The sequence below is a fragment of the Streptomyces sp. NBC_00094 genome (assembly GCF_026343125.1).
Classification (GTDB): Bacteria; Actinomycetota; Actinomycetes; order Streptomycetales; family Streptomycetaceae; genus Streptomyces.
On record NZ_JAPEMB010000001.1, the window covers coordinates 6,487,789 to 6,507,466 of the forward strand.

Consider the following 19,678-nt stretch of genomic DNA (forward strand, 5'->3'; position numbering starts at 1 on the left):
GGGGCGTACGTACCCCGCGCCGCTCCCGCCCCGAGCACAAGACCGGCCGGCACCCCCGTCCGTACCGACCGTCCTGTCCGTCCCGTCCGTCCCAGCCGTCCCAGGTGCCCGGGACGCCGGCCGCCGCCCCGCGCGTCCGGCCCGCCGCCCCGCCCCTCCGGCCCCGCGCTACGCTCCGACGGTCTCCCGTTCCGCCGTCCGCAGCAGGACCTCGGCCACCGTCCTGGCCCGTACCGCCGCCTCCGGCGTGCCCTCGCGCAGGGCGGTCACGATCGCCCCGTCGCCGAGCAGGGCGAGCTGGCGGGCCAGGGGCTCGTGGTCGACGTAGCCGCCCTCGACGAGGAGACGGTCCAGGACCGCGATGACCTTCTCCTTGTGCTCGGCGGCCACGTGGTGGGCCGGGCTGTCGGGGTCGGCCGTCTCGACCATGGTGTTGATGAAGGCGCAGCCACGGAACTCGGCCGCCGCGAACCGCTCGGCGAGCCCGTCGAAGAGCGCCAACGGCAGCTCCTCCGGGGCGCGTTCGCTGGCCGTGATGCGTCCGTCGAGCCAGGCGCGCCACATGCCGTCGCGGCGCCGCAGCACCTCGACGACCACATCGTCCTTGCTGGGGAAATGGCGGTAGAAGGAGGCGCGGCCGACTCCGGACTCGGACAGGATCCGCTCGATCCCGACGGCCCGGATCCCCTCTTCGTAGAACAGACGCTCCGCCGCGCTGAGGAGCCGTTCTTTCGCGTTCGTGGCCATGCCAGACGGTACCACTCGGTGCCGAATAGATGCGGGATCAACGACCTCTGCCGCAGAGGCGGAGTGTGTCAGTCCCGTTGCGCCAGACGGAACCGATCGGTACCGTCTTGATGGTACCGATCAGTTCCGTCTTGGTCCGGCTCAAGGAGAGCACCATGCCCCGCCTGCCCCAACTGACCGTCGACACCGCGGACGAGGAGCAGCGCGAGCTGCTCGAGGCCACCCTCAAGCAACTCGGCAAGCTGCCCAACCTCTACGCCTCGCTCGCCAACGGGCCCGCCGCGCTCCGCGGTTACCTCGCCCTGCGTGAGGCCCTCGTCGGCGGCGGCTTCAGCGCCCGTCAGCGTGAGCAGCTCGCGCTCTACATCGCGCAGCGCAACGACTGCACGTACTGCGTCTCCGCGCACACCCTGCGCGGCGGCAAGGTCGGCCTGAGCGAGCAGGAGCTGCTCCACACCCGCCACGGCGCCGACGCCGGCGACCCGCACATGGACCAGGTGCTCCGGTTCACCGGCGCCGTCATGGCCACCGGCGGCCGGGTCACCGACGAGGCCCTCGCCGACGCGCGCGCCGCCGGTGTGACCGACGCCGAGATCGCGGAGATCGTCGGCCACGTCGCCCTCAACGTGCTGTCGAACTTCTTCAATCACGTAGCGCAACCGGACTTGGACTTTCCGTTGGTTCCGGCACAGCTCGCCGAGTAGAGTCTTCGCGGCCGAGCAGGGGTGCCGGGCGCGAAGGGGCGTCCGGCACCCCTGTGGCTTGTGTGACAACCGACTGGGGCGATCGAAGCGGGTGGCCGACCAACCACCCGGTGCGAGGACACTGCCGCCTGCGCGGCAGGGGGGAATTCACGTGGACATCGACGCAAGAACCCTTCGGACCTTCCGTGAGGTGACCCTGACCGGGTCGTTCACCCAGGCGGCGCGACGCCTCGGGTACTCGCAGTCCAGCGTCACGGCACAGATGCGTGCCCTGGAGAGGCAGGTCGGCGAGCCCGTATTCGAACGGCTCCCCAACGGCGTCCGGCTCACCCGTGCGGGCACCGTCCTGTGTGACTACGCGCGCCAGATCCTCACCCTGGTCGGCGAGATGGAGACCGCCCTGCGCCGACCGGCGGCCAACCCGCCACGCATGACCATCGGGATCGTCCCCGCCCTGGCGTACGGGCAGCAGCTCGCCCGGGTCACCCACATCGGGCGACGGCTCCTCTCCGGAGTCCAACTCGCCCTGCGCGTCATGGGAACCGCCGAGGTCCACGACGCCTTCCGGTCCGGCGCGATCGACGGCGCCCTGATCCTCACCGTCGTGGACGCGGACGACCCGGTCGGCCAGTTAGCCGACCAGCTGCACATCGACCGCACCGACGAACTCACCGAAGTACGGCTCCAGGAAGTCGAGTTCGTGCCCGTCACGGGAGTCCGCCACCGCCGCGGCGGCATCGGCCGCCAGGTCGTCATCGCCGACCCCGACTGTCCCTCCCAGCGCTGGCTCCCGGAGTTCCTGAGACTGCGCAGCGACACCCCGCCGGAGATCCACGAACTCGGCTCCATGGCCGGCGTCCGCGCCGCCACCCAGTCGGGCCTGGGCTGCGCGATGCTCCCCATGGCGCTCGCCGCCTCCCCGCACGAGGCCGGAGGTCTGCGCCCGCTCCCCGGAGTGCCCCGCATGCGCTGGAACGCCTCCCTCGTCCTCGGCCGTTCCGACACCCGCCCCGCGCTCGACTGGCAGAACCTGACGGAGACCCTCCGTCAGGCCACCACCCTCTCCGGGGCGATCGCGCGCCCCGGCACCACCGACCCGGGTGAGGCCGGCCCGCCGCCCGGCGTCACCGTCCTCGGCGATCAGACCGACGTCCTGGACCTGGACCTGAACCCGGGGCCGAGCATCGCTTCCTGAGCGGGCTTGACGGCCACGCCTCCCGGTCACCCCCACCGGTGCCCCCGCGCACCGCCCCCGAACGGTGCCACGGCGCACCGCCGTCTCCCCCCGGCCCACCCCCGACCGGGTCCTCAGGGAGCGGCGGAGTGCCGTGGCACCTCCCCACCTCCCCACCTTCCACCTCCCCACCTCCACGCCACGATCGCCCCCCGCCCGCTCAGTACTCGGGCAGCCCCAGCGGGACCCGCCCCGTGGCCCGCCCCTGTTCGTCGAGGAGCCAGCCCATGCGCTTGCGGGAGCTGAGCGACACCGTCCGGTCCTGCACCTCCAGCGCCGGGAAGCGCTCCGCGAGCAGCGCCTCGAAGGGGTCCACGGCGCCGAGCCCGTGCAGCCAGACCAGGACGAGCAGGTTGTACGGCCCGCTCACCGACACGCACATCCGTACCTGTTCGAGCCGGGCCAGCGCGTTCCCCGTCTGTTCGAGCAGGGTGTGCGGCACCGACGTCCGGTAGACCACCATCGTCGACAGGCCCGCCAGCGGGTGCGCCAGATCGCAGCGCAGCGTGATGTCCCCGTCCCGGATCATCCGCTGGAGCCTGCGCCGCGCCGTGTGCTCGCTCAGGCCCGTCCGCGCGCCGAGTTCCGCGTACCCGAGCCGCCCGTCACCGCCGAGCGCGCCGAGGAGTGCCTGGTCCTGCGCCCCGGGCCGCTCGTGGAGATGCGTGCTGTACGACCGGGGGCGGGGGCCGCTCGGGTCGCTCAGGCCGGCCCGCTCCGCCGGGTTCATCGCCCGCATCCGCCAGTCGCGGCCCTCCCCGTACAGCGTGATGCCGAGTCTCGTACGGGTCGACCGCACCCCGCGCAGGCCGCCGATCCCGCCGTGCACCGCGCGCCCCAGGGACGGCAGGTCGGGGGCGGCGACGGAGAGGAAGAGGTCGAAGTCCCCGGCCGTCTCGTCGACGCTGAACACCCACGGCAGCGCCGTCACCGCCGCGCTCACCCGGCCGAAGGCCCGCGGCCGGCACCGCACCTCGACATAGGCGACGGTCGCCGTCTTCGCGGCGTCGTACGCGGTGACCCAGGCGAGCCCCCCGGCCCGGAGCCGTTCGAAGCGGCGGGCCGCCGTCGTCGCGTCCACGCCGAGCGCCCGCCCGATCCGGGTCCACGGGGCGCGGGGCGCCGCCTGGAGCGCGTCGATCAGGGCGAGATCGCCCTCGGAGAAGCCCGCGAGGGAACCTCCCGAGGGATTCCCTCCCGAGAGGGAGGCCCCCGAGGTCTCGGTGCGGGAATCCTGCGCTCCTGGAGCAGCAGTGTCGTTTTCCGGCAATTCCCGGGGGCTCACGCTCATGGACCGGATCGTAGGGGCACTTCGGGCCGACGACCAGTTTCGGCCACCGTGAGAGGAGTACCGTGCCTGCTCCGACCCTTCCCGCACCTTCGGCGGCGCCACCCGCGCACCGCAGAACCGTCCGGATCACCGTCGTCCTGCTCTTCGCCGCCTGGCTGGTCGACTACGCCGACCGGCTCGTGATCAACCTGGTGCTGCCGTCCATCGGCGCGGAGTTCGACCTCGACCGCACCCGGCAGGGCCTCGTCGTCTCCGCCTTCTTCCTCGCCTACGCCCTCTGCCAGATCCCCGGAGGGATGCTCGCCGACCGGTTCGGCGGCCGACGGGTGACCCTCTGGGCCCTGCTCTCCTGGTCGGTCTTCACCGCCCTCACCGGCTTCGCCTGGTCCTTCGCGGTGCTGCTGGCCCTGCGCTTCGCCTTCGGAGTCGCCGAGGGCGTCTTCCCGCCCGCCGCCATGAAGGTCCTGGTCGAGCGCACCCGGCCCGAGGAGCGCATGGGCGCCAACGGCGCGGTGATGAGCTCCAACGCCATCGCCGCCGTCCTCACGCCGCTCGCCGTCGCCCCGCTCGTCGCCGTCTTCGGCTGGCGCTCGGCCTTCTGGTCGACCGCGGCCCTCGGCGTCCTCGCCCTCGCCGCCGTACGCCTCTGGCTCCCCGCCCCGCTGCCCCGCACGGAAGGAGCCCCGGTCGAGGCCGTGGCCCGCCCCCGGCTCCGCGAGGTCCTGCGCAAGGGCGTCCTGTGGCGCTTCTCGCTCATGATGTTCGGCTACAGCACCATCATCTGGGGCCTCAACACCTGGGTCCCCTCGTACCTCAGCGAGGAGCACGGGGTCTCCCTCACCGCGGCCGGGGCCCTCGTCGCCATTCCGGCGCTCGGCGCCGCCCTCGCCACGGTCCTCGGCGGACGGCTCTCGGACCGGCTCGGCGGCCATCACCGCAAGGTCATCGTCCCCGGCATGACCGTCTCCGCCGTCGCCCTGCTCCTCATGGCGAACACCCCGTCCCTCACCGGCTTCGTCGTGTTCGGCACCCTCGCCATCTTCGCCGCGTCCCTCGCGTACATGCCGATCTTCGCCGTCCCCCTGGCCGGTCTCACACCGGAGTACGTGGGGGTGGGCGGCGCCGTCGTCATCGTCGGCGGCCAGGTCGCCGGCATCGTCGCCCCGCCCGTCATGGGTGCGCTCGCCGACGCCTTCTCCTTCCAGGTCGCCTTCGGCTTCCTCGTCCTCGGCGCGGCGATCGCCGCCGTCATGTCCTGCCTGACCCCGCAGGACGCCACCGCCTTCCGCGCCGCGGCGGACCGCGCGCCCCGTTCCCCGAGCCCCGTAAAGGAATCCGCATGACCACCGACGGCACCCGCACCGAGCAGGCCGCCACCGTCGCCCCGCTCCTCTCCGGCCTCGACGAGCGGCTCCCCGGCCTCCTCGCCCTCTACGAGGACCTGCACGCCCACCCCGAACTCTCCTTCCAGGAGTTCCGTACGGCCGGTGTCGTCGCCGAACGGCTGCGCGCCCAGGGCTGGGAGGTCACCGAGGGCGTCGGACGCACCGGAGTCGTCGGCGTCCTCGCCAACGGCCCCGGCCCCGTCGTCCTGCTCCGCGCCGACATGGACGGCCTGCCCGTCAAGGAGGAGACCGGACTGCCGTACGCCTCCACCGCGACCGGCATCGACCCGGACGGCAACGAGGTGCCCGTCATGCACGCCTGCGGGCACGACGTGCACGTCACGTGTCTCCTCGGCGCCACGGACCGGCTCGCCGCCCACCGCGACACCTGGAGCGGCACCGTCGTCGCCGTCTTCCAGCCCGCCGAGGAGGTCGGCGGCGCGCCCGCCATGATCGAGGACGGCTTCCTCGACCGCTTCCCGCGCGCCGAGATCTGCCTCGGCCAGCACGTCGCGCCGGCGCCCGTCGGCTTCCTCGGAACCCGGCCCGGCCCGGTCATGGCCGCGTCCGACAGCCTCCGCGTGACCCTCTTCGGCCGCGGTGGCCACGGATCGAGCCCCGAGACGGCCGTCGACCCGGTGGTGATGGCCGCCGCGGTGGTCATGCGTCTCCAGACCGTGGTCTCGCGGGAGATCGGCGCCTCGCAGACGGCCGTCGTCACCGTCGGCTCGCTGCACGCCGGGACGAAGGAGAACATCATCCCGGACACCGCCGAGCTGCGGATCAACATCCGGTCGACCACCCCGGCGGTACGCGACCGGCTCCTGGCCGCCGTCACCCGCATCATCCGCGCGGAGGCCGCCGCCTCGGGCGCGCCCAAGGAGCCGGAGATCGTCCCCTTCAACTCCTTCCCCGTCACCGTCAACGACGGGCCCGCGACCGCCCTCGTGCAGTCCGCCCTCGCGGAGGCCCTGGGCGAGGGACGGGTCTTCACGCTTCCCCAGGTCATCACCGGCAGCGAGGATTTCGGCGTCTTCGGCACCGCGCTCGGAGCCCCCTCCGTCTTCTGGCACTTCGGCGGCGCCGACCCCGCCCTGTACGCGGGCGTCGACCCCGACTCGCTCCTGGAGAACGGCCTCCCCGACACCGTCCCCGCCAACCACTCGCCCCACTTCGCCCCCGTACCCGGGTCGACGATCCCCCTCGGCGTGACCGCGCTGCTCGCGGCCGCCGCCCACTGGCTGCGCAAGGAGACCCCCGGTGCCTGACATCGAACCGGACCGGGCCCTCGACGGTCCGGCCCCCGACATGATCTTCGTCGGCGGGCCCGTCCTCACCATGGACCCGGACCGCCCCCGCGCCGAGGCACTCGCCGTCCGCGACGGGCGCATCACCGCCGTCGGCGCCCGTGACGAGGTCATGGGGCTGTGCGGCCCCGCGACCGAGGTCGTCGACCTGGCCGGCCGGGCGCTGCTGCCCGGCTTCGTCGAGGCCCACGGGCACCCGGTCATGGTCGCGCTCGCCGTCGCCCCGCCCGCCGTGGACGTCAGGCCGTTCACCGTGCCCACCGGCGCCGGGGTCGTCGACCGCATCCGGGCCGCCGTGGCCGCCGCCGGGCCGGGCGAACCGGTCTGCGCCTACGGCGTCGACCCGCTGCTCCAGCGCGACCTGACACCCCCGACGCGCGCGGAGCTCGACGCGCTCCGCCCCGACGCCCCGCTCGTGGTCGTCGCGAACAGCGGGCACGCCGCCTGGGCCAACTCGGCCGCGCTGCGCGCCGCCGGCATCACCCGCGACACCCCCGACCCGGCGGGCGCCCGGTTCCTGCGGGACGCGGACGGCGAACCCACCGGCGAGGCCCACGAAGGGGGCGCCGTCGAGGCCCTGTTGTGGGTGGTCGCCGGGGACCGGCTGAAGCCCGACCGGCTGGCCGCCGCGCTCGACTGGGCGTACACCGAACACGCCCGGGTCGGCATCACCACCGTCGCCGACCTGGCCACGGAGCCGAGCCTCGTCCCTGCCCTGAGGGCCGCGGCGGAGCGCCCCGGCGCCTCCGTCCGCGTCCGCTCGTACCTCATCGGCACCCCCGAGCTCGCCGCCGACCCGGACCGCCGCTTCCCCGGACACGCCCCGGCCGAGGAGCTGTTCGGCATATCCGGGATGAAACTGTGGGCCGAGGGCACGGCCTGGGAAGGCACGGTCGCGACCAGCTTCCCCTACCTGGACAGCGCCGCCACCCGGGCGATGGGACCGGGGCGCTGCAACCACGCCCCCATGAACTACACGCCCGATCAACTGGCCGAACTGGCAGGGGCGTTCACGGCTCAGGGCTACCCGATGGCCTGCCACGTCCATGGCGACGTCACCTTCGAGGCGGTCCTCGACGCCTACACCCGTGCCGCCGCGGCCGACCCGGAGGCCTTCCGCGCACTCCGCCCCCGGATGGAGCACTGCGGCGCCGTCACCGCCGCGCAGTACCGCAGGGCCGCCGAACTCGGGGCCACCGTCAGCCTGTTCATGGACCACATCCGCTGGTGGGGCGACGTCCTCGCGGACGACCTCTTCGGCCAGGAGGTCGCCGACCGCTGGATGGCGGTCCGTTCGGCCTGGGACGCGGGCCACCGGGTCTCGCTCCACAACGACGGCGTGTGCTCCCCGACCGACCCGCTGGCCTCGGTCGCGACCGCCCTCACCCGCCGCACCCCCGCGAGCGGCCGCGTCCACGGCACGACGGAACGCCTCACCCTCGACGAGGCCCTGCTCGCCGTCACCGCCCACCCCGCCTGGCAGCTCCACCTCGACGACGAGATCGGCACCCTCCGCCCCGGCCTCCGCGCCGACCTCGTGGTCCTCGCCCGCGACCCGCACGGGGTCCCGCCGGAGCTCCTCCCGGAGCAGGCCGCGGTCACCGCGACGTACCTGGGCGGCAGGCTCACCTGGGGCGGGTGACGGGGCGGGTGACGGGGCGGGCGGCCGGGCCGCGGTCCCGCAGCGGACGGCCGCCGCACGGCCGCCGGACGCCCGCCGGACGCCCACCGGACGACGTGAGGGGTGGGGGGTCCCGATGGATAAAGTGGGGGCCACGATGACACGTTTCCGCGAGAGCGTTCGGTCCCTGCTGCGCGAGCAGGTGCTCGACGCCGCCTACCGCCTCGTCGCCGCCGACGGCTGGGGCGGGCTGCGCATGACCGCGATCGCGCGGGCCGCCGGCATCAGCCGCCAGACGCTCTACAACGAGTTCGGCTCCAAGGAGGCCATCGGCAAGGCCCTGGTCCAGCGCGAGCTGGAGGGCTTCCTGCTCGGCATCCAGCGCGAACTCGACGCCCACCGGGGCGACCTGGAGGCCGCGGCGGCCGCCGGGGTCGGCTACACGCTCCAGCAGTCCGTGGACAACCCCCTGATCAAGGGGGTCCTGGTGGCCGCGCGGGGTGGTGAGGACGATCTCCTCGCCTATCTGACCACCCGCCCGGAGCCGGTCTTCGGGACGGCGATGGTGATGCTCGACGCGTACGCGGTCGAGGCCTGGCCCGATGTGGACGAGGAGTCGCGGGGGCTCGCGGTCGAGACGATCGTGCGGCTCACGGTGAGCCACATCGTCCAGCCGGTGGCCTCTCCGGAGGCGTCGGCCCGGCGCATCGCCCGGATCACGGCGCGGATCGCGTACCCCGGCGGCCGCTGAGGGTCGGCCGGCCTGTCGCGGCCGGGGGCGATCGGGCGAGGCCCGGTGTCGGACACGGGGGATCTCCGACACCAGGCCTCTGTTGAATATTGTACGAGACTTCCCGGGGTGGTCCACACGCGGGGGTGGGGGCGTCCCGTGACGGGCGAAGCCCGGGCGGACGGGGTAGATGTCCCCTGTGGGGCACATCGCCGGTGACGACAGGGAGGCCGCCGTGGAAGGCCGAAGCACAGGGTTCGTACAGTCCTTCAATCGTCTCGGCGGGTACGGCTTCGTCGTCCCCGTGGGCTCCGAGGAGCAGGTCTACTTCAGCGCGGCGGACATCGAGGGGGAGGCCCAGGTGCTCTCCGAGGGCCAGCAGGTCACCTTCGTCCTGGTCCTGGGGGACGGCCGCTTCGAAGCCAAGGAACTGCGCCTCTGACACCGGCCGGGTCCATAGGTGCGACAGGCCGCCGGCCGTCCCGGCTCCCGAGGCCCGTCACGCCTAGGGGGTGTCTTGTCGATCACCCGAACAGGCCAGCGCGCGGGGTGGGAATCCGGAGCTCGCGGTCGGCGGTGACCGTCGCCGACCGCGACCGGGGCGCGACGGCCGAGCCGCTCGTGGGTCTGCCTACGATGACCCCATGTCCGAGCGCGCAGTCCCCGACGAACCCACGGACCCTACGCACCCCCACCATCCCGCGGACCGTACGCACCTCCACCATCCCGTGGACCGTACGCATCCCACCGATCCCGCGGCGGCCCCCGCGCCCCGTCCGCACGAGCGGACGCCCGGAGCGCGGGAACTGTCCGCGGCGGCGGAGGTGTTCGCGCTCCTCTCCGACCCCACCCGGCTCCATCTGCTGTGGCTGCTCACGCACGGAGAGGCGGACGTCAGCGCCCTGACCGAGGCCTGCGGCGCCGCACGCCCGGCCGTGAGCCAGCACCTGGCCAAACTGCGCCTCGGGGGGCTCGTCCAGTCCCGCAAGGACGGGCGGCGGGTCGTGTACGCGATGCCGGACGGGCATCTGAAGCGACTGGTCGTCGAGGCGATCAGCCGCGCCGACCACGTGGTGAGCGGCGAGCCCTGGCACGACTGACGTCAACATGTGCGCAACTGTGCACGCATCGGCTACGGTGGAGACGTCCGCCGTGGTCGAACCGGGGGCGTCCCCATGCTGTCCGTGCTGCGCAACCGCACCTACCGGCGCCTGTTCACCGCGCAGGTCGTCGCCCTGGCAGGCACCGGTCTCGCGACCGTGGCGCTGAGCCTCCTCGCGTACGACCTCGCGGGGGCCGACGCCTCCGCGGTCCTCGGCACCGCCCTCGCGATCAAGATGGCCGCGTACGTCGGCATGGGCCCACTCGTCGGCGCCCTCGCCGACCGGATACCCCGGCGGGCCCTGCTCGTCGCCATGGACCTCGTGCGGGCCGGGGTCGCCCTCTCCCTCCCCTTCGTCACCCAGGTGTGGCAGATCTACGGACTGATCCTCCTGCTGCAGACCGCCTCCGCCGCCTTCACGCCGACCTTCCAGGCGACGATCCCGCAGGTGCTGCCCGAGGAGCGCGACTACACGGAGGCGCTCTCCCTCTCCCGGCTCGCCTACGACCTGGAGAGCCTGCTGAGCCCGGTGCTCGCCGCCGCGCTCCTCACCCTCGTCCCGTACGACGGGCTCTTCACCGGCACCGCCGCCGGGTTCCTCGCCTCGGCCGTCCTCGTCCGCGCGACCGCCCTGCCGACACCCCCGCCCCCGCCCTCGCAGGTCGCCCGGCGCGGAGGGTTCCGCGCCAAGGCGGCCTTCGGTACGCGGCTCCTCCTCGCCACCCCGCGCCTGCGGGCCCTGCTCGCCCTCGACCTCGCGGTGGCGGCGGCGGGCGCGACGGTGTTCGTGAACACGGTGGTCCTCGTCCGCGACACCCTCGGCCGCACCCCCGGGGACGTCCCGCTCGCCCTCGGCGCGTACGGAGCGGGATCCATGGCGGTGGCGCTGCTGCTGCCGCGCCTGCTGGTACGGGCCCGTGGCCCCGTCGCCGAACGGGCGCTCATGCTGCGTGCCGCCCTCGTCCTGCCCGGGGCCCTCGGGCTGCTCGCGCTCGGGCTCGCCTTCGCGCCGGAGCGCTGGGCCTGGCCCGGGCTGCTCGCGGTCTGGCTCGTCCTCGGCGCGGCCACCTCGGCGATCCTCACCCCCGGTGGCAGGCTGCTGCGCCGCTCCGCACGGAGTGCCGACCTGCCCGCCGCCTTCGCCGCCCGGTTCTCCCTCTCACACGCCTGCTGGCTGCTCACCTACCCGCTCGCCGGATGGCTCGCCACCCGCGCGGGACTCGCGGCCTCGGCGGTCGTCCTGGCCGGCGTCGCCCTCCTCGGCGCCCTGGCCGCGGCCCGCCTGTGGCCCCGTACGGACCCTGCCGAGCTGACACACGTCCACCCCGAACTCCCCGCCGACCACCCCCACCTCAGGGGAGCGGCCGGCGAGGGGCGCCACCACACGCACGACTTCCACATCGACGAACTGCACCGCCACTGGCCGCGAGAAAAGGCCACTTCCTAGGGGGCGTCTTGTCGGGAAGGGGCGGCGGTTGCCGCGGCGCTCATGGCAGTGACGATCCGCGGGCGAGCATGGCCTCCGACAGGCCGTGGACCAGTCCGCGGTCGCCGCAAGCGCAGGCCGAGCGCCAGCCGGCCGCCGCGGCCGCCGCCAGTTCGCGGGTATGGGAGATCGACAGCGTCAGGCCCGCGATGCCGGCGACCGCGGCGCAGTGTGCCGCCCGGCCACGCAGGACGGGCTCGGGCGCTCCCTTCGCGTCACGCAGAACGGCGATCTCGTGGGGTGGGGCGTCGCCGAGCAGGCCGACGCGCAGGACCTTGGTGATGGCCTCCTTGGCGGCGAACCGCCCGTAAAGGAACTCCTCGCGCCGTCGGCCGCCGAGGCTCTCGGCGTGGGCGAGCTCCTCGGGGGCGTACAGGTGACGCAGGAGACGGCCGTGACGCATGGTCCTGGCCAGGGTCCCGATCCGGACCAGGTCGATGCCCAGGTGCAGGGGTGGCCGGCAGCCGCAGCCGCTCATGCGTCCCGCTCGTCGCATCGGGGTGCGAAGTGTGCCAGCGACGACTCTCCGGTCTGCGGGTCGGTGTCCAGCAGCACGATGTGGTCGTAGCGGTCGTGCCAGTCGCGCCGGTGGGCGGCCAGCTCGGCCCAGACCGCGGTGCAGTAGGCGTCGCGGCGGGCGCGGTGAACGTCGTACCCGTGCGACCGGCCGGGGACGGCGGTGGCGCCGGTGACGAGCAGGCGGCGTCTCCCGGGTAACCGGGCGATCGCGTCGAGCCGCTGCCGTACGTGCGCGGCGCGGTCGGCGGGCAGCAGGGTCCGCAGCGACAGATCGCCGCCGTCCTTGAGGACGAGCAGCACTCCCGAGTCGGTGAGCTCGCGTTCCCGTACCAGGCGGAGGCGGACGGGCAGCGTCGTCTGTTCCAGGATGGCCACGGCCACGGTCAGGCCGGGGTGGGAGTGCGTATAGGCCTCCGCGATGCGCAGCGCGGTGAACGGCGACGCCAGACCCTGGCCGGCGACGGCGAAGCTGTTCGCGCGGTTGCCGTAGAGGGCGTTCAGGTACGAGGCGGGCTGGACGGAGGAGACGCGATCCGGCAGTGCCTGGGCGCAGATGATGAGGTCGACGGGTGGGGCGGTGTCGCTGAGCCGGGAGTGCAGGAGGTCGAGCAGGTCGGTGTGCGTCACCCCGTCGGCGGTCAGGTCGTCGGTGTCGATGTCGATGTCGTACTGCCGGTAGAGATCGCGGTAGTACGCGAGCTGGCGCGGGTCCCACTCGTGCTGTCGTGCGGGAGGGGCCGCGACGGCCGCGGCGGTCTGCAGGCTCAGCATGCCCCGGCTGCCGTCCCGGCCCGGCGGGCGAACAGGTCGGTGAGGGTTCCGACGGTCTGGAGATCGACGATCTGCATGTCGTCCGGGTCGACCTCCACCTGCAGCGCCTCCTCGATCTCGACCAGCAGCTCCAGCATCGAGGTGGAGTCCAGGTCCAGGTCGTCGAACAGGCGGGTGTCCTCGGGCAGGTCGACGATCTGCCTCCCGGTGACTGCGCCGATGCCGTCGCGCAGTGCCGCGATGATGTCCGTGCGTCGCATGTGTCCTCCAGGGGCGGGGATGGCGGGTGTGGGGACGGGTTCGATGAGCCGTTGGCGGGACAGCAGATCGTCGACCGTGTCGCGGGCGCGGACGAGTCGGGGACGGCCGTCGAGGAGCATGACCTCCGCGGGCGCGCCGAAGCCCAGGAAGTGCACCGGTGACGCGGTGGGGCCGTAGGCGCCGGAACGCTCGATCCCGATCAGGTCGCCGGGCCGGACGCGGGGCAGCGAGATCTTCTTGGCCAGCAGGTCGTTGGGCGTGCACAGCGGCCCGGTGACGGTGTACCGATGGCGCGGGGCATCGTGGTCGTGGGGGGACAGCAGGCGGAGGGGGAAGTTGCGCTTGACGAGTTGACCGATGCCCACCGCGTGCATGTGGTGGTTGGTCCCGCCGTCGCAGACCACGAACGTCTCGCCCAGGGAGTCCTTCACGGACACGGCCCTGGTGACGTACAGGCCCGCGTCGGCCACCAGGTAGCGGCCGAGTTCGGTGATCAGTCGGCATCGCGGATGGGCGGCGGCGAACGGTTCCACGGCCTCGCCGAGGCCGCGGGCCAGGGCTTCCACATCCAGGTCGGTCTCGTTGTCGAAGTAGGCGACGCCGAAGCCGCCTCCGAAATCGACGGTCTCCAGCGGATACCCGAGTACGGCGGCCAGAGCGTCGGCCAGCTTGAGGACCTCCCGCGTGTTGCGGATGATCGCTTCGTGGTCGAGGAATCTGCTGCCCAGGTAGGCGTGCAGGCCCATGACGTGCACGTGGCGCACCCCGCGGAGGAGTTCGCCCGCTTCGGCGACCTCGGACGCGTCGATCCCGAACTGACGCGGCTTGCCTCCCATGGTCAGTGCCGCACCGGGCGCGCGCTGCTCGGGGTTGACGCGCAGCATGGCGTTGACGGTGCGACCCGTCTCGCCGGCGATCCGGTCCAGCAGGGCGAGTTCGTCGAAGGACTCGCACACCACGGCGTGGATGCCGGCCTGCACGCAGGCGCGCAGCTGCGATGCGTCCTTGGCGGGCCCCAGGTAGATGATGTCCGCGGGGGCGACTCCGGCGTCGAGGGCCGTTCTCAACTCGGTCGGTGAGCAGACCTCCGCGCCCGCGCCCTCCGCTCGCAGCAGCGCGCAGACGCTGATGTTGGGATTGGCCTTGAGGGAGTAGAAGACGTCCACCTGCGGATGCAGCAGCCTTCTCAACCGCCGGTAGGTGTCCCGCAGAACGTCGGCGTCGTACAGGTACAGGGGAGTGCCGAATTGTTCGGCCGCCTCTGCGATGAGGGTCTCATGCACGGGTTGCTCCGAGCTTGTTCGGGCGGCTGTCGCTGGTCAGGGCATCGAGGCCGTGGCGCATGTGCCGTTCCAGCCGGGCCAGGGAATCCGGGTCGGGGGCGAACAGGCCGGTGTACAGCCGCCCGGCGAACGGCCGGCCGTCCTTCGCCTGCTCGGCAGGGGCGTTGAGGGGGGCGAAGCAGGAGATGACGGCATGGGCCCCGTCGGGGGCCGGCGTCAGGGCGGGCGTCAGGGCTGCGTGGAGCTGCTCGAACGGCAGCGCGTCGCTCAGCCGTACGGTGTACTGCCGGGACAGCGAGTACGTCAGGCCGGACGCGTGCCGGGCCTGCATGACCGGCAACTGGTAGGTGGGCAGGTTGAGTCGGGCGTTGATCTCCAGCACCGGATAGAGGGTGCCGTCGGCGCCGCACAGCGCGTCCACTCCGACGACGCCGTGGTAGCCGTCCCGGTGGAGGCGACGGCCGATGCGTGCGGCGCAGTCCTCGATTTCCGCCCGGTGCTTGTCCGCCCACGCCGACTGAGCCGTGTTGCCTTGGGGGACGCCGTTGTCCAGCAGGGTCTCCAGCACGGTGTCCACGACGACCGAGCCGTCTCGCGCGACGGTGAACTGGTAGAACAGGTCGCAGCTCTTGGGCAGGAAGTGCTCCACGACGACCTGCAGGCGGTCGTCGCCGGTGCGCTGGGCGCGACGCCGCACCATCTCCGACAGCCGCCGTGCCCTGGCCGGGTTGTCCAGGCGCATCAGCCCGCGGCCCGACACCCCGTACGCGTCCTTCACGATCAGCGGCTCGAACGGCTCGGCGGCCAGCGCCATGGCCAGGTCGTCGACCGACTCGCAGCAGGAACCGGGCACTGCCCGCAGCCCGAGCTCCTCCACCAACCGCCGTGCGTAGATCTTGCTGTTGATCCGGGCGGCGACGCTCGGCTCGGCCGCGGCGTACCGCAGACCGGTGAGCGCAGCGATCTGCCGCGTCCGCTCCGTGCTCCCCATCGGCAGCAGATACGCGCCGCGCTCGGCAGCGTCCCTCAACCGGGCGAGGGTGCGCGGGTCGGACAGGACGCGGTCGGCGGTCTCGTCGGTGCCGGGACCTTCCACGGTGATGTCGACGGGCGCGGCGATCCCGGCCGAGCGCAGGTAGGCGCGGAACGAGGCGTCGAGCGGCCGGCCCAGCAGCAGTCGGTCGCCCTGCGCGGCCAGGCAGACCCCCAGCTCCTCCATCGCCAGCGCCGGCCGGGCGGTCGTCGCGGGCGGTGGCGCCGGCAGCCCCGCGACACCGGCGCCCCAGGCGCGCTCGGCCTCGAAGTTGCACAGCAGGACGAACTCGGCCTGCGGGTCGCCCACCAGCGCGCCCTTCAGGCGCCCCAGGTAATCGGATGCGGTCACCGCGCACCGTGCCGCAGCAGCAGGGCCGCGAAGCTGGCGCCGAGCCCCGGGCAGGCGAGCAGCGAGTACCCGCCGGGCTCCAGCCGGCCGCGGTCCCGCAACGTCGCGAAGTTGATCAGAGAGTCGGCGGCGAAGCAGTGGCCGTAGCGCGGCAGGTTGTCCAGGAAGACCCGGTCGCGGTCCACCCCAAGGGCGTGCACCACCTGGCTCCAGAAGACGCGACTGATGTTGCTGGGGATGAAATGGTCGATGTCCCCGAGGGTCAGACCGCCCTGCAGCAGTACTTCGCCGACCACCTTGGCGATCATGTCGATGCTGGTGTCGACGAACCGCCGCCGCGGGAGCGCCTCGTACAGCGTGAGGGAGTCGGCGAACGAGCCGTCATGTCTGACCGCGTACCCGTGGACCTCGTCGCCGGGGCCGTCCCATGACACCACTGTGGCAGTGGCGCCTTCGCCCATGACGTCGCCGATCGGGTAGTGCATCTGGTTGAGTTCGGTGAAGGGCTTCTCGCCGTTGACGACGAGAGCTCTCGCGCCCGGCGGCTCCGCCCGCAGCAGCTCGCCGGCGATCTCCAGGGCCGCCAGGGCCGACGCGCACGCCTGCTGGGAGACCTCGAAGACCTGCACGTCGCCGAGACCGAGTGCGTCCCGTAATGCCCGCGCGACACTCACATGCGCCGGAGCCACCTGCGGACTCGCGTGCACGTAGATGAGGTACGCGAGACCCTCTCGCCCACCGGCGCGCTCCAGGGCCTTCCGCGCGGGTGCCACCAGGAGGTCCAGCAACGGAAGGTCCGGGTCCCATCGGACACTGGCCAGGCCGTGCATCCGCTCCATCACCGCCACCTGCCGTGGAGCGAGCCCGTGGAGAGCGCCGATCTCGGCGACTCTCACCTCCCGTTCAGGGACGAAGGCTTCAGTCCAGACGAGCTTGAGACCGTCCGCAACGGACATCGTGGGGCTGCTCCCTGTGGTGTTGTCGGACCTGCCGACCCGAGAAACCTGCGGCTACGGACAGCGACTGTATCAAGACTTTCCGTGATGGTGATCTTGGGGCGGCCCGCATCCGTCGGGCCCGCGGAGAGGTGTCACCTCGCTGCAGGTGAAGGGTTGTTGCCGGGGCTCCCGGTGCGGAAAGGTTCCGTGAACGGCCGCGTCCACGGCTCCGGCCTGGCACGCTTTCGTTCGTGACCTATGTCGTAACCGTGGAAATACGCATTCCGGAGGGCGCTCCGGAGCTGGACGGGCTCCACCGCGTGGGAGCCGCCGCCCTTCTCGAACAGGGCTTCGCGTCGGTGGCCGGGATCGAGGGCGCCGACGGCATGGAGATGGACCTGCTCGACGTCGCCGTGGCCGTCCATCCGGGCGGGGCGATCCTGAAGGTGATGGTCGTGGCGCCGTCCCTGGAGTTCGCGGAGGACGCCGTCGGCTCCGTGAGCGAGGAGGTACTGGAACGCTCGGAGCTGCTGGCCGAGTGGATGGTCGAGAGCAGCGAAGTGCAACTGCACACCGACGCGGCGCGCGAGAGCCTCGAAGCGGCCGACGGGCCCGGCGCCCCGCCCAGCGACCCGCAGGCGCGCCGGGCCCACCACGCGGCGAAGCCCGACACCGGCGGCGAGACCGAGCGGGAGACGCAGGACCACGAAGCGGAGTTCCGCAGCCTGGCGGCACGCCTGCGCTCCTTCACACCGGCCGTCTTCGGCGTCACCGACCCCGAGGAAGGAGCGAGCGGGGTGGCGGGGGAGGACGATCCTGCCCGGGTCACCCCCGAGAGCGCGGAACTCGCCGCGGGCTCCTTGGTCTACGGTGCCGAGGTCCTCATCGACGAGCTGTACGACGACATCCAGGCCCTGGCGGACGAGGACACCTCCGTCGCCGAGTGCCAGGGCCACCTGTGGCACCTGGACCAGCTGCCCTCGCGCCACGCCGCGCACTACAACGAACTCTTCGCACGCCGCTTCCTCGTGACCGCGGTAGCCCTGACCACGCGGTTCACCGACGGCAGCTTCCGGCGGCTCGGCTGCCTCGCCGAGGAGCTCGTACTGAAGCTCTTGCTCGAACAGGCCCATGTCACCCTCGACCTGCACGGACTCCTGGACGACGAGGTCGCGGCCGCCCTCGGGCGCTTCGCCGGCGAGGTCTACGAGGACATGGACTTCGCGTGGCTCCAGGGCGAGGGCGAGGGTGGTGGGGAGAGGGGGGACGGTGGCGTCGGTGACGAGGACGTGACGCCAGGGGGATTCGGTACGTGGTTCACCCCCTTCGACGACGCGCGGTACGTGCACCCGTACGCCCTCGACGAGATGCCCGAGACCGGTGCCCCCGGCACGGCGGAGAGCTGAGCACGGCGCCACGACGGGGCCCACGGCCTGTGCCCGCCGCAACGGTCGCGGCCGGGCACAATGCGCTCATGGTGCAGTCCTTCCTACCCGTACTCGAACGCATCGGCGAGGAGATCGGGAACCTCGCCGGCCGGGGCCGCCCCGCCGACTACATCCCGGCGCTCGCTGCCGTCGACCCGAACCGCTTCGGGATGGCCGTGGCGGAGCTCGACGGCACGGTGTACGGGGTGGGGGAGTGGCAGCAGCCCTTCTCCACCCAGTCCGTCACCAAGGTCTTCACGCTCGCCCTCGCGCTCGCCCGGGAGGGCGACAGCCTCTGGGAGCACGTCGGCCGCGAGCCCTCCGGCAACCCGTTCAACTCGCTCGTCCAGCTGGAGTACGAGCACGGCATCCCCCGTAACCCGTTCATCAACGCCGGCGCCCTCGTCGTCACCGACCGCCTCCACCGGCTCACCGGTGACGCCTCCGGCTGCCTCCGGGACTTCCTGCGCGCCGAGTCCGCCAACGCCGACCTCGACTTCGACCGGGACGTGGCCGCCTCCGAGACCGCCCACGGCGACCGCAACGCGGCCCTCGCCCACTTCATGGCCTCGTACGGCAACATCACCACGCCCGTACCGACCCTGCTCCGCGAGTACTTCCGGCAGTGCGCGATCGAGGCGTCCTGCGGGGACCTCGCCGTCGCCACCGGCTTCCTGGCCCGGCACGGCATCCGCGCCGACGGCTCCCGGCTGCTCACCCGCAGCCAGGCCAAACAGGTCAACGCCGTGATGCTGACCTGCGGCACCTACGACGCGGCGGGTGACTTCGCCTACCGGGTCGGTCTCCCCGGCAAGAGCGGGGTGGGCGGCGCCATCATCGCCGTCGTCCCGGGCCGCTGCACCCTCTGCGTCTGGAGTCCCGGCCTCGACGACCGGGGGAACTCCGTCGCCGGCGTCGCCGCCCTGGACCGCTTCACCACGATCACGGGCCTTTCCGTCTTCTAGGGGGCGTCTTGCCGATCAGGCCGGGCTCCTGGCCGGCGATCCGCAGATCATGCCCTGCCTGGCCAAGATCGCCATCGGCCCGGACGTGTCCGACGGCATGACGCCCACCCTGGCCCGGGACACTCTTGCCCTGCACGAGGAGAAGGTCGCGCTCTCCCCGCAGTGGGCCTCCGAACGCGGCCCACTGTTGGCGCGGTCATCCCTCCGACTCCCGGCGACGCGCGCGTAGGGGACGCGTCAAGAGCGCGCCGCAGGACGTATGGGGGGCGTTAACAAGGGCTGTGACCTGGCCGAAGAGCGGTTTGCTCATCTCGTCCGAGAAACCGTTCTTCACTCAGGAGCTCACGATGGCCGACGCGGCCTTCGTCGTCACCACGGTCGCGGTCTTCGCGCTGGTGGCCTTCATCGCCAAGGGGGTGGCCAAGCTGTGACTGCCGAGAACATCATCGGTCTGCTCGTGGCCGCCGGCCTCGTCGGCTATCTCGTCCTCGCCCTCCTCAAGCCGGAGAGGTTCTGAGCACGG

At 72.7% G+C, this 19,678-nt stretch carries 21 protein-coding genes; 14 read left to right on the forward strand and 7 right to left on the reverse strand.

The features are described 5' to 3' along the window. Positions 1-168: 168 nt before the first annotated feature. Positions 169-747 (reverse strand): TetR/AcrR family transcriptional regulator, encoded by a 579-nt coding sequence (locus tag OG580_RS28795; RefSeq protein WP_267046561.1) that lies wholly within the window; start codon positions 745-747, stop codon positions 169-171. 155 nt (positions 748-902) lie between these two features. Here OG580_RS28795 and OG580_RS28800 point away from each other — a divergent pair, with 155 nt between their 5' ends. Both OG580_RS28800 and OG580_RS28805 read left to right on the forward strand, forming a co-directional pair. After that, positions 903-1,451 (forward strand): carboxymuconolactone decarboxylase family protein, encoded by a 549-nt coding sequence (locus OG580_RS28800; protein ID WP_267046562.1) that lies wholly within the window; start codon positions 903-905, stop codon positions 1,449-1,451. Positions 1,452-1,602: 151 nt separating this feature from the next. Continuing rightward, positions 1,603-2,646, forward strand: coding sequence for a LysR family transcriptional regulator (locus OG580_RS28805; RefSeq protein ID WP_267046563.1), 1,044 nt, complete (start codon positions 1,603-1,605; stop codon positions 2,644-2,646). A gap of 199 nt (positions 2,647-2,845) precedes the next feature. Here the strand turns inward: OG580_RS28805 and OG580_RS28810 are convergent, their stop codons facing one another. Then, positions 2,846-3,976 (reverse strand): Lrp/AsnC family transcriptional regulator, encoded by a 1,131-nt coding sequence (locus tag OG580_RS28810; protein WP_267046564.1) that lies wholly within the window; start codon positions 3,974-3,976, stop codon positions 2,846-2,848. Positions 3,977-4,038: 62 nt separating this feature from the next. Between OG580_RS28810 and OG580_RS28815 the strand changes: the two genes are divergently transcribed. The 7 genes from OG580_RS28815 (at position 4,039) to OG580_RS28845 (ending at position 11,568) form a co-directional block, all read left to right on the forward strand. Continuing rightward, the gene (locus OG580_RS28815; protein WP_267046565.1) at positions 4,039-5,319 is read left to right on the forward strand and encodes an MFS transporter; all 1,281 of its coding nucleotides are present in this window, start codon (positions 4,039-4,041) and stop codon (positions 5,317-5,319) included. Further along, positions 5,316-6,629, forward strand: coding sequence for an amidohydrolase (locus OG580_RS28820; RefSeq protein ID WP_267046566.1), 1,314 nt, complete (start codon positions 5,316-5,318; stop codon positions 6,627-6,629). Before OG580_RS28815 ends, OG580_RS28820 begins: the two co-directional genes overlap by 4 nt. After that, positions 6,622-8,310, forward strand: a complete 1,689-nt coding sequence (locus tag OG580_RS28825; protein WP_267046567.1) for an amidohydrolase — start codon at positions 6,622-6,624, stop codon at positions 8,308-8,310. The genes OG580_RS28820 and OG580_RS28825 overlap by 8 nt, the downstream gene beginning before the upstream one ends. 136 nt (positions 8,311-8,446) lie before the next feature. Continuing rightward, positions 8,447-9,040 carry a TetR family transcriptional regulator gene (locus OG580_RS28830; protein WP_267046568.1) on the forward strand — a complete coding sequence of 198 codons (594 nt, stop codon included), beginning with the start codon at positions 8,447-8,449 and terminating at the stop codon, positions 9,038-9,040. A gap of 214 nt (positions 9,041-9,254) precedes the next feature. Further along, on the forward strand, positions 9,255-9,461 hold the full coding sequence (locus OG580_RS28835) for a cold-shock protein (RefSeq protein ID WP_267046569.1): 207 nt from the start codon (positions 9,255-9,257) through the stop codon (positions 9,459-9,461). A 364-nt stretch (positions 9,462-9,825) separates the two neighbouring features. Next, positions 9,826-10,119, forward strand: coding sequence for a metalloregulator ArsR/SmtB family transcription factor (locus tag OG580_RS28840; protein ID WP_267048163.1), 294 nt, complete (start codon positions 9,826-9,828; stop codon positions 10,117-10,119). Positions 10,120-10,194: 75 nt separating this feature from the next. Beyond that, complete coding sequence (locus OG580_RS28845) at positions 10,195-11,568, forward strand: MFS transporter (protein ID WP_267046570.1); 1,374 nt, start codon at positions 10,195-10,197, stop codon at positions 11,566-11,568. A gap of 40 nt (positions 11,569-11,608) precedes the next feature. Here the strand turns inward: OG580_RS28845 and OG580_RS28850 are convergent, their stop codons facing one another. From OG580_RS28850 to OG580_RS28875, 5 genes are read right to left on the reverse strand one after another with little or no spacing between them, the layout of a single operon-like run. Then, positions 11,609-12,085 (reverse strand): holo-ACP synthase, encoded by a 477-nt coding sequence (locus OG580_RS28850; protein ID WP_267046571.1) that lies wholly within the window; start codon positions 12,083-12,085, stop codon positions 11,609-11,611. After that, complete coding sequence (locus OG580_RS28855; RefSeq protein WP_267046572.1) at positions 12,082-12,897, reverse strand: hypothetical protein; 816 nt, start codon at positions 12,895-12,897, stop codon at positions 12,082-12,084. Before OG580_RS28855 ends, OG580_RS28850 begins: the two co-directional genes overlap by 4 nt. Continuing rightward, positions 12,891-14,441 carry a phosphopantetheine-binding protein gene (locus tag OG580_RS28865; RefSeq protein WP_323182622.1) on the reverse strand — a complete coding sequence of 517 codons (1,551 nt, stop codon included), beginning with the start codon at positions 14,439-14,441 and terminating at the stop codon, positions 12,891-12,893. Before OG580_RS28865 ends, OG580_RS28855 begins: the two co-directional genes overlap by 7 nt. Next, complete coding sequence (locus OG580_RS28870; protein WP_267046573.1) at positions 14,434-15,825, reverse strand: ATP-grasp domain-containing protein; 1,392 nt, start codon at positions 15,823-15,825, stop codon at positions 14,434-14,436. Before OG580_RS28870 ends, OG580_RS28865 begins: the two co-directional genes overlap by 8 nt. Beyond that, positions 15,822-16,781, reverse strand: coding sequence for a 3-oxoacyl-[acyl-carrier-protein] synthase III C-terminal domain-containing protein (locus tag OG580_RS28875; protein WP_267046574.1), 960 nt, complete (start codon positions 16,779-16,781; stop codon positions 15,822-15,824). The genes OG580_RS28870 and OG580_RS28875 overlap by 4 nt, the downstream gene beginning before the upstream one ends. A 233-nt stretch (positions 16,782-17,014) precedes the next feature. Between OG580_RS28875 and OG580_RS28880 the strand changes: the two genes are divergently transcribed. The 5 genes from OG580_RS28880 to kdpF all read left to right on the forward strand — a co-directional run bounded on the left by OG580_RS28880 (position 17,015) and on the right by kdpF (position 19,672). Beyond that, positions 17,015-18,169 carry a hypothetical protein gene (locus tag OG580_RS28880; protein ID WP_267046575.1) on the forward strand — a complete coding sequence of 385 codons (1,155 nt, stop codon included), beginning with the start codon at positions 17,015-17,017 and terminating at the stop codon, positions 18,167-18,169. A gap of 68 nt (positions 18,170-18,237) precedes the next feature. Beyond that, positions 18,238-19,155 carry a glutaminase gene (locus OG580_RS28885; protein WP_267046576.1) on the forward strand — a complete coding sequence of 306 codons (918 nt, stop codon included), beginning with the start codon at positions 18,238-18,240 and terminating at the stop codon, positions 19,153-19,155. A gap of 49 nt (positions 19,156-19,204) precedes the next feature. Then, positions 19,205-19,384 (forward strand): hypothetical protein, encoded by a 180-nt coding sequence (locus OG580_RS28890; RefSeq protein ID WP_267046577.1) that lies wholly within the window; start codon positions 19,205-19,207, stop codon positions 19,382-19,384. Between the two features lie 52 nt (positions 19,385-19,436). Further along, positions 19,437-19,586 (forward strand): hypothetical protein, encoded by a 150-nt coding sequence (locus tag OG580_RS28895; protein WP_267046578.1) that lies wholly within the window; start codon positions 19,437-19,439, stop codon positions 19,584-19,586. Beyond that, a complete protein-coding gene (kdpF, locus tag OG580_RS28900; RefSeq protein ID WP_267046579.1) occupies positions 19,583-19,672 on the forward strand; it encodes a K(+)-transporting ATPase subunit F in 90 nt (29 codons plus the stop codon). The genes OG580_RS28895 and kdpF overlap by 4 nt, the downstream gene beginning before the upstream one ends. Positions 19,673-19,678: the final 6 nt, after the last annotated feature.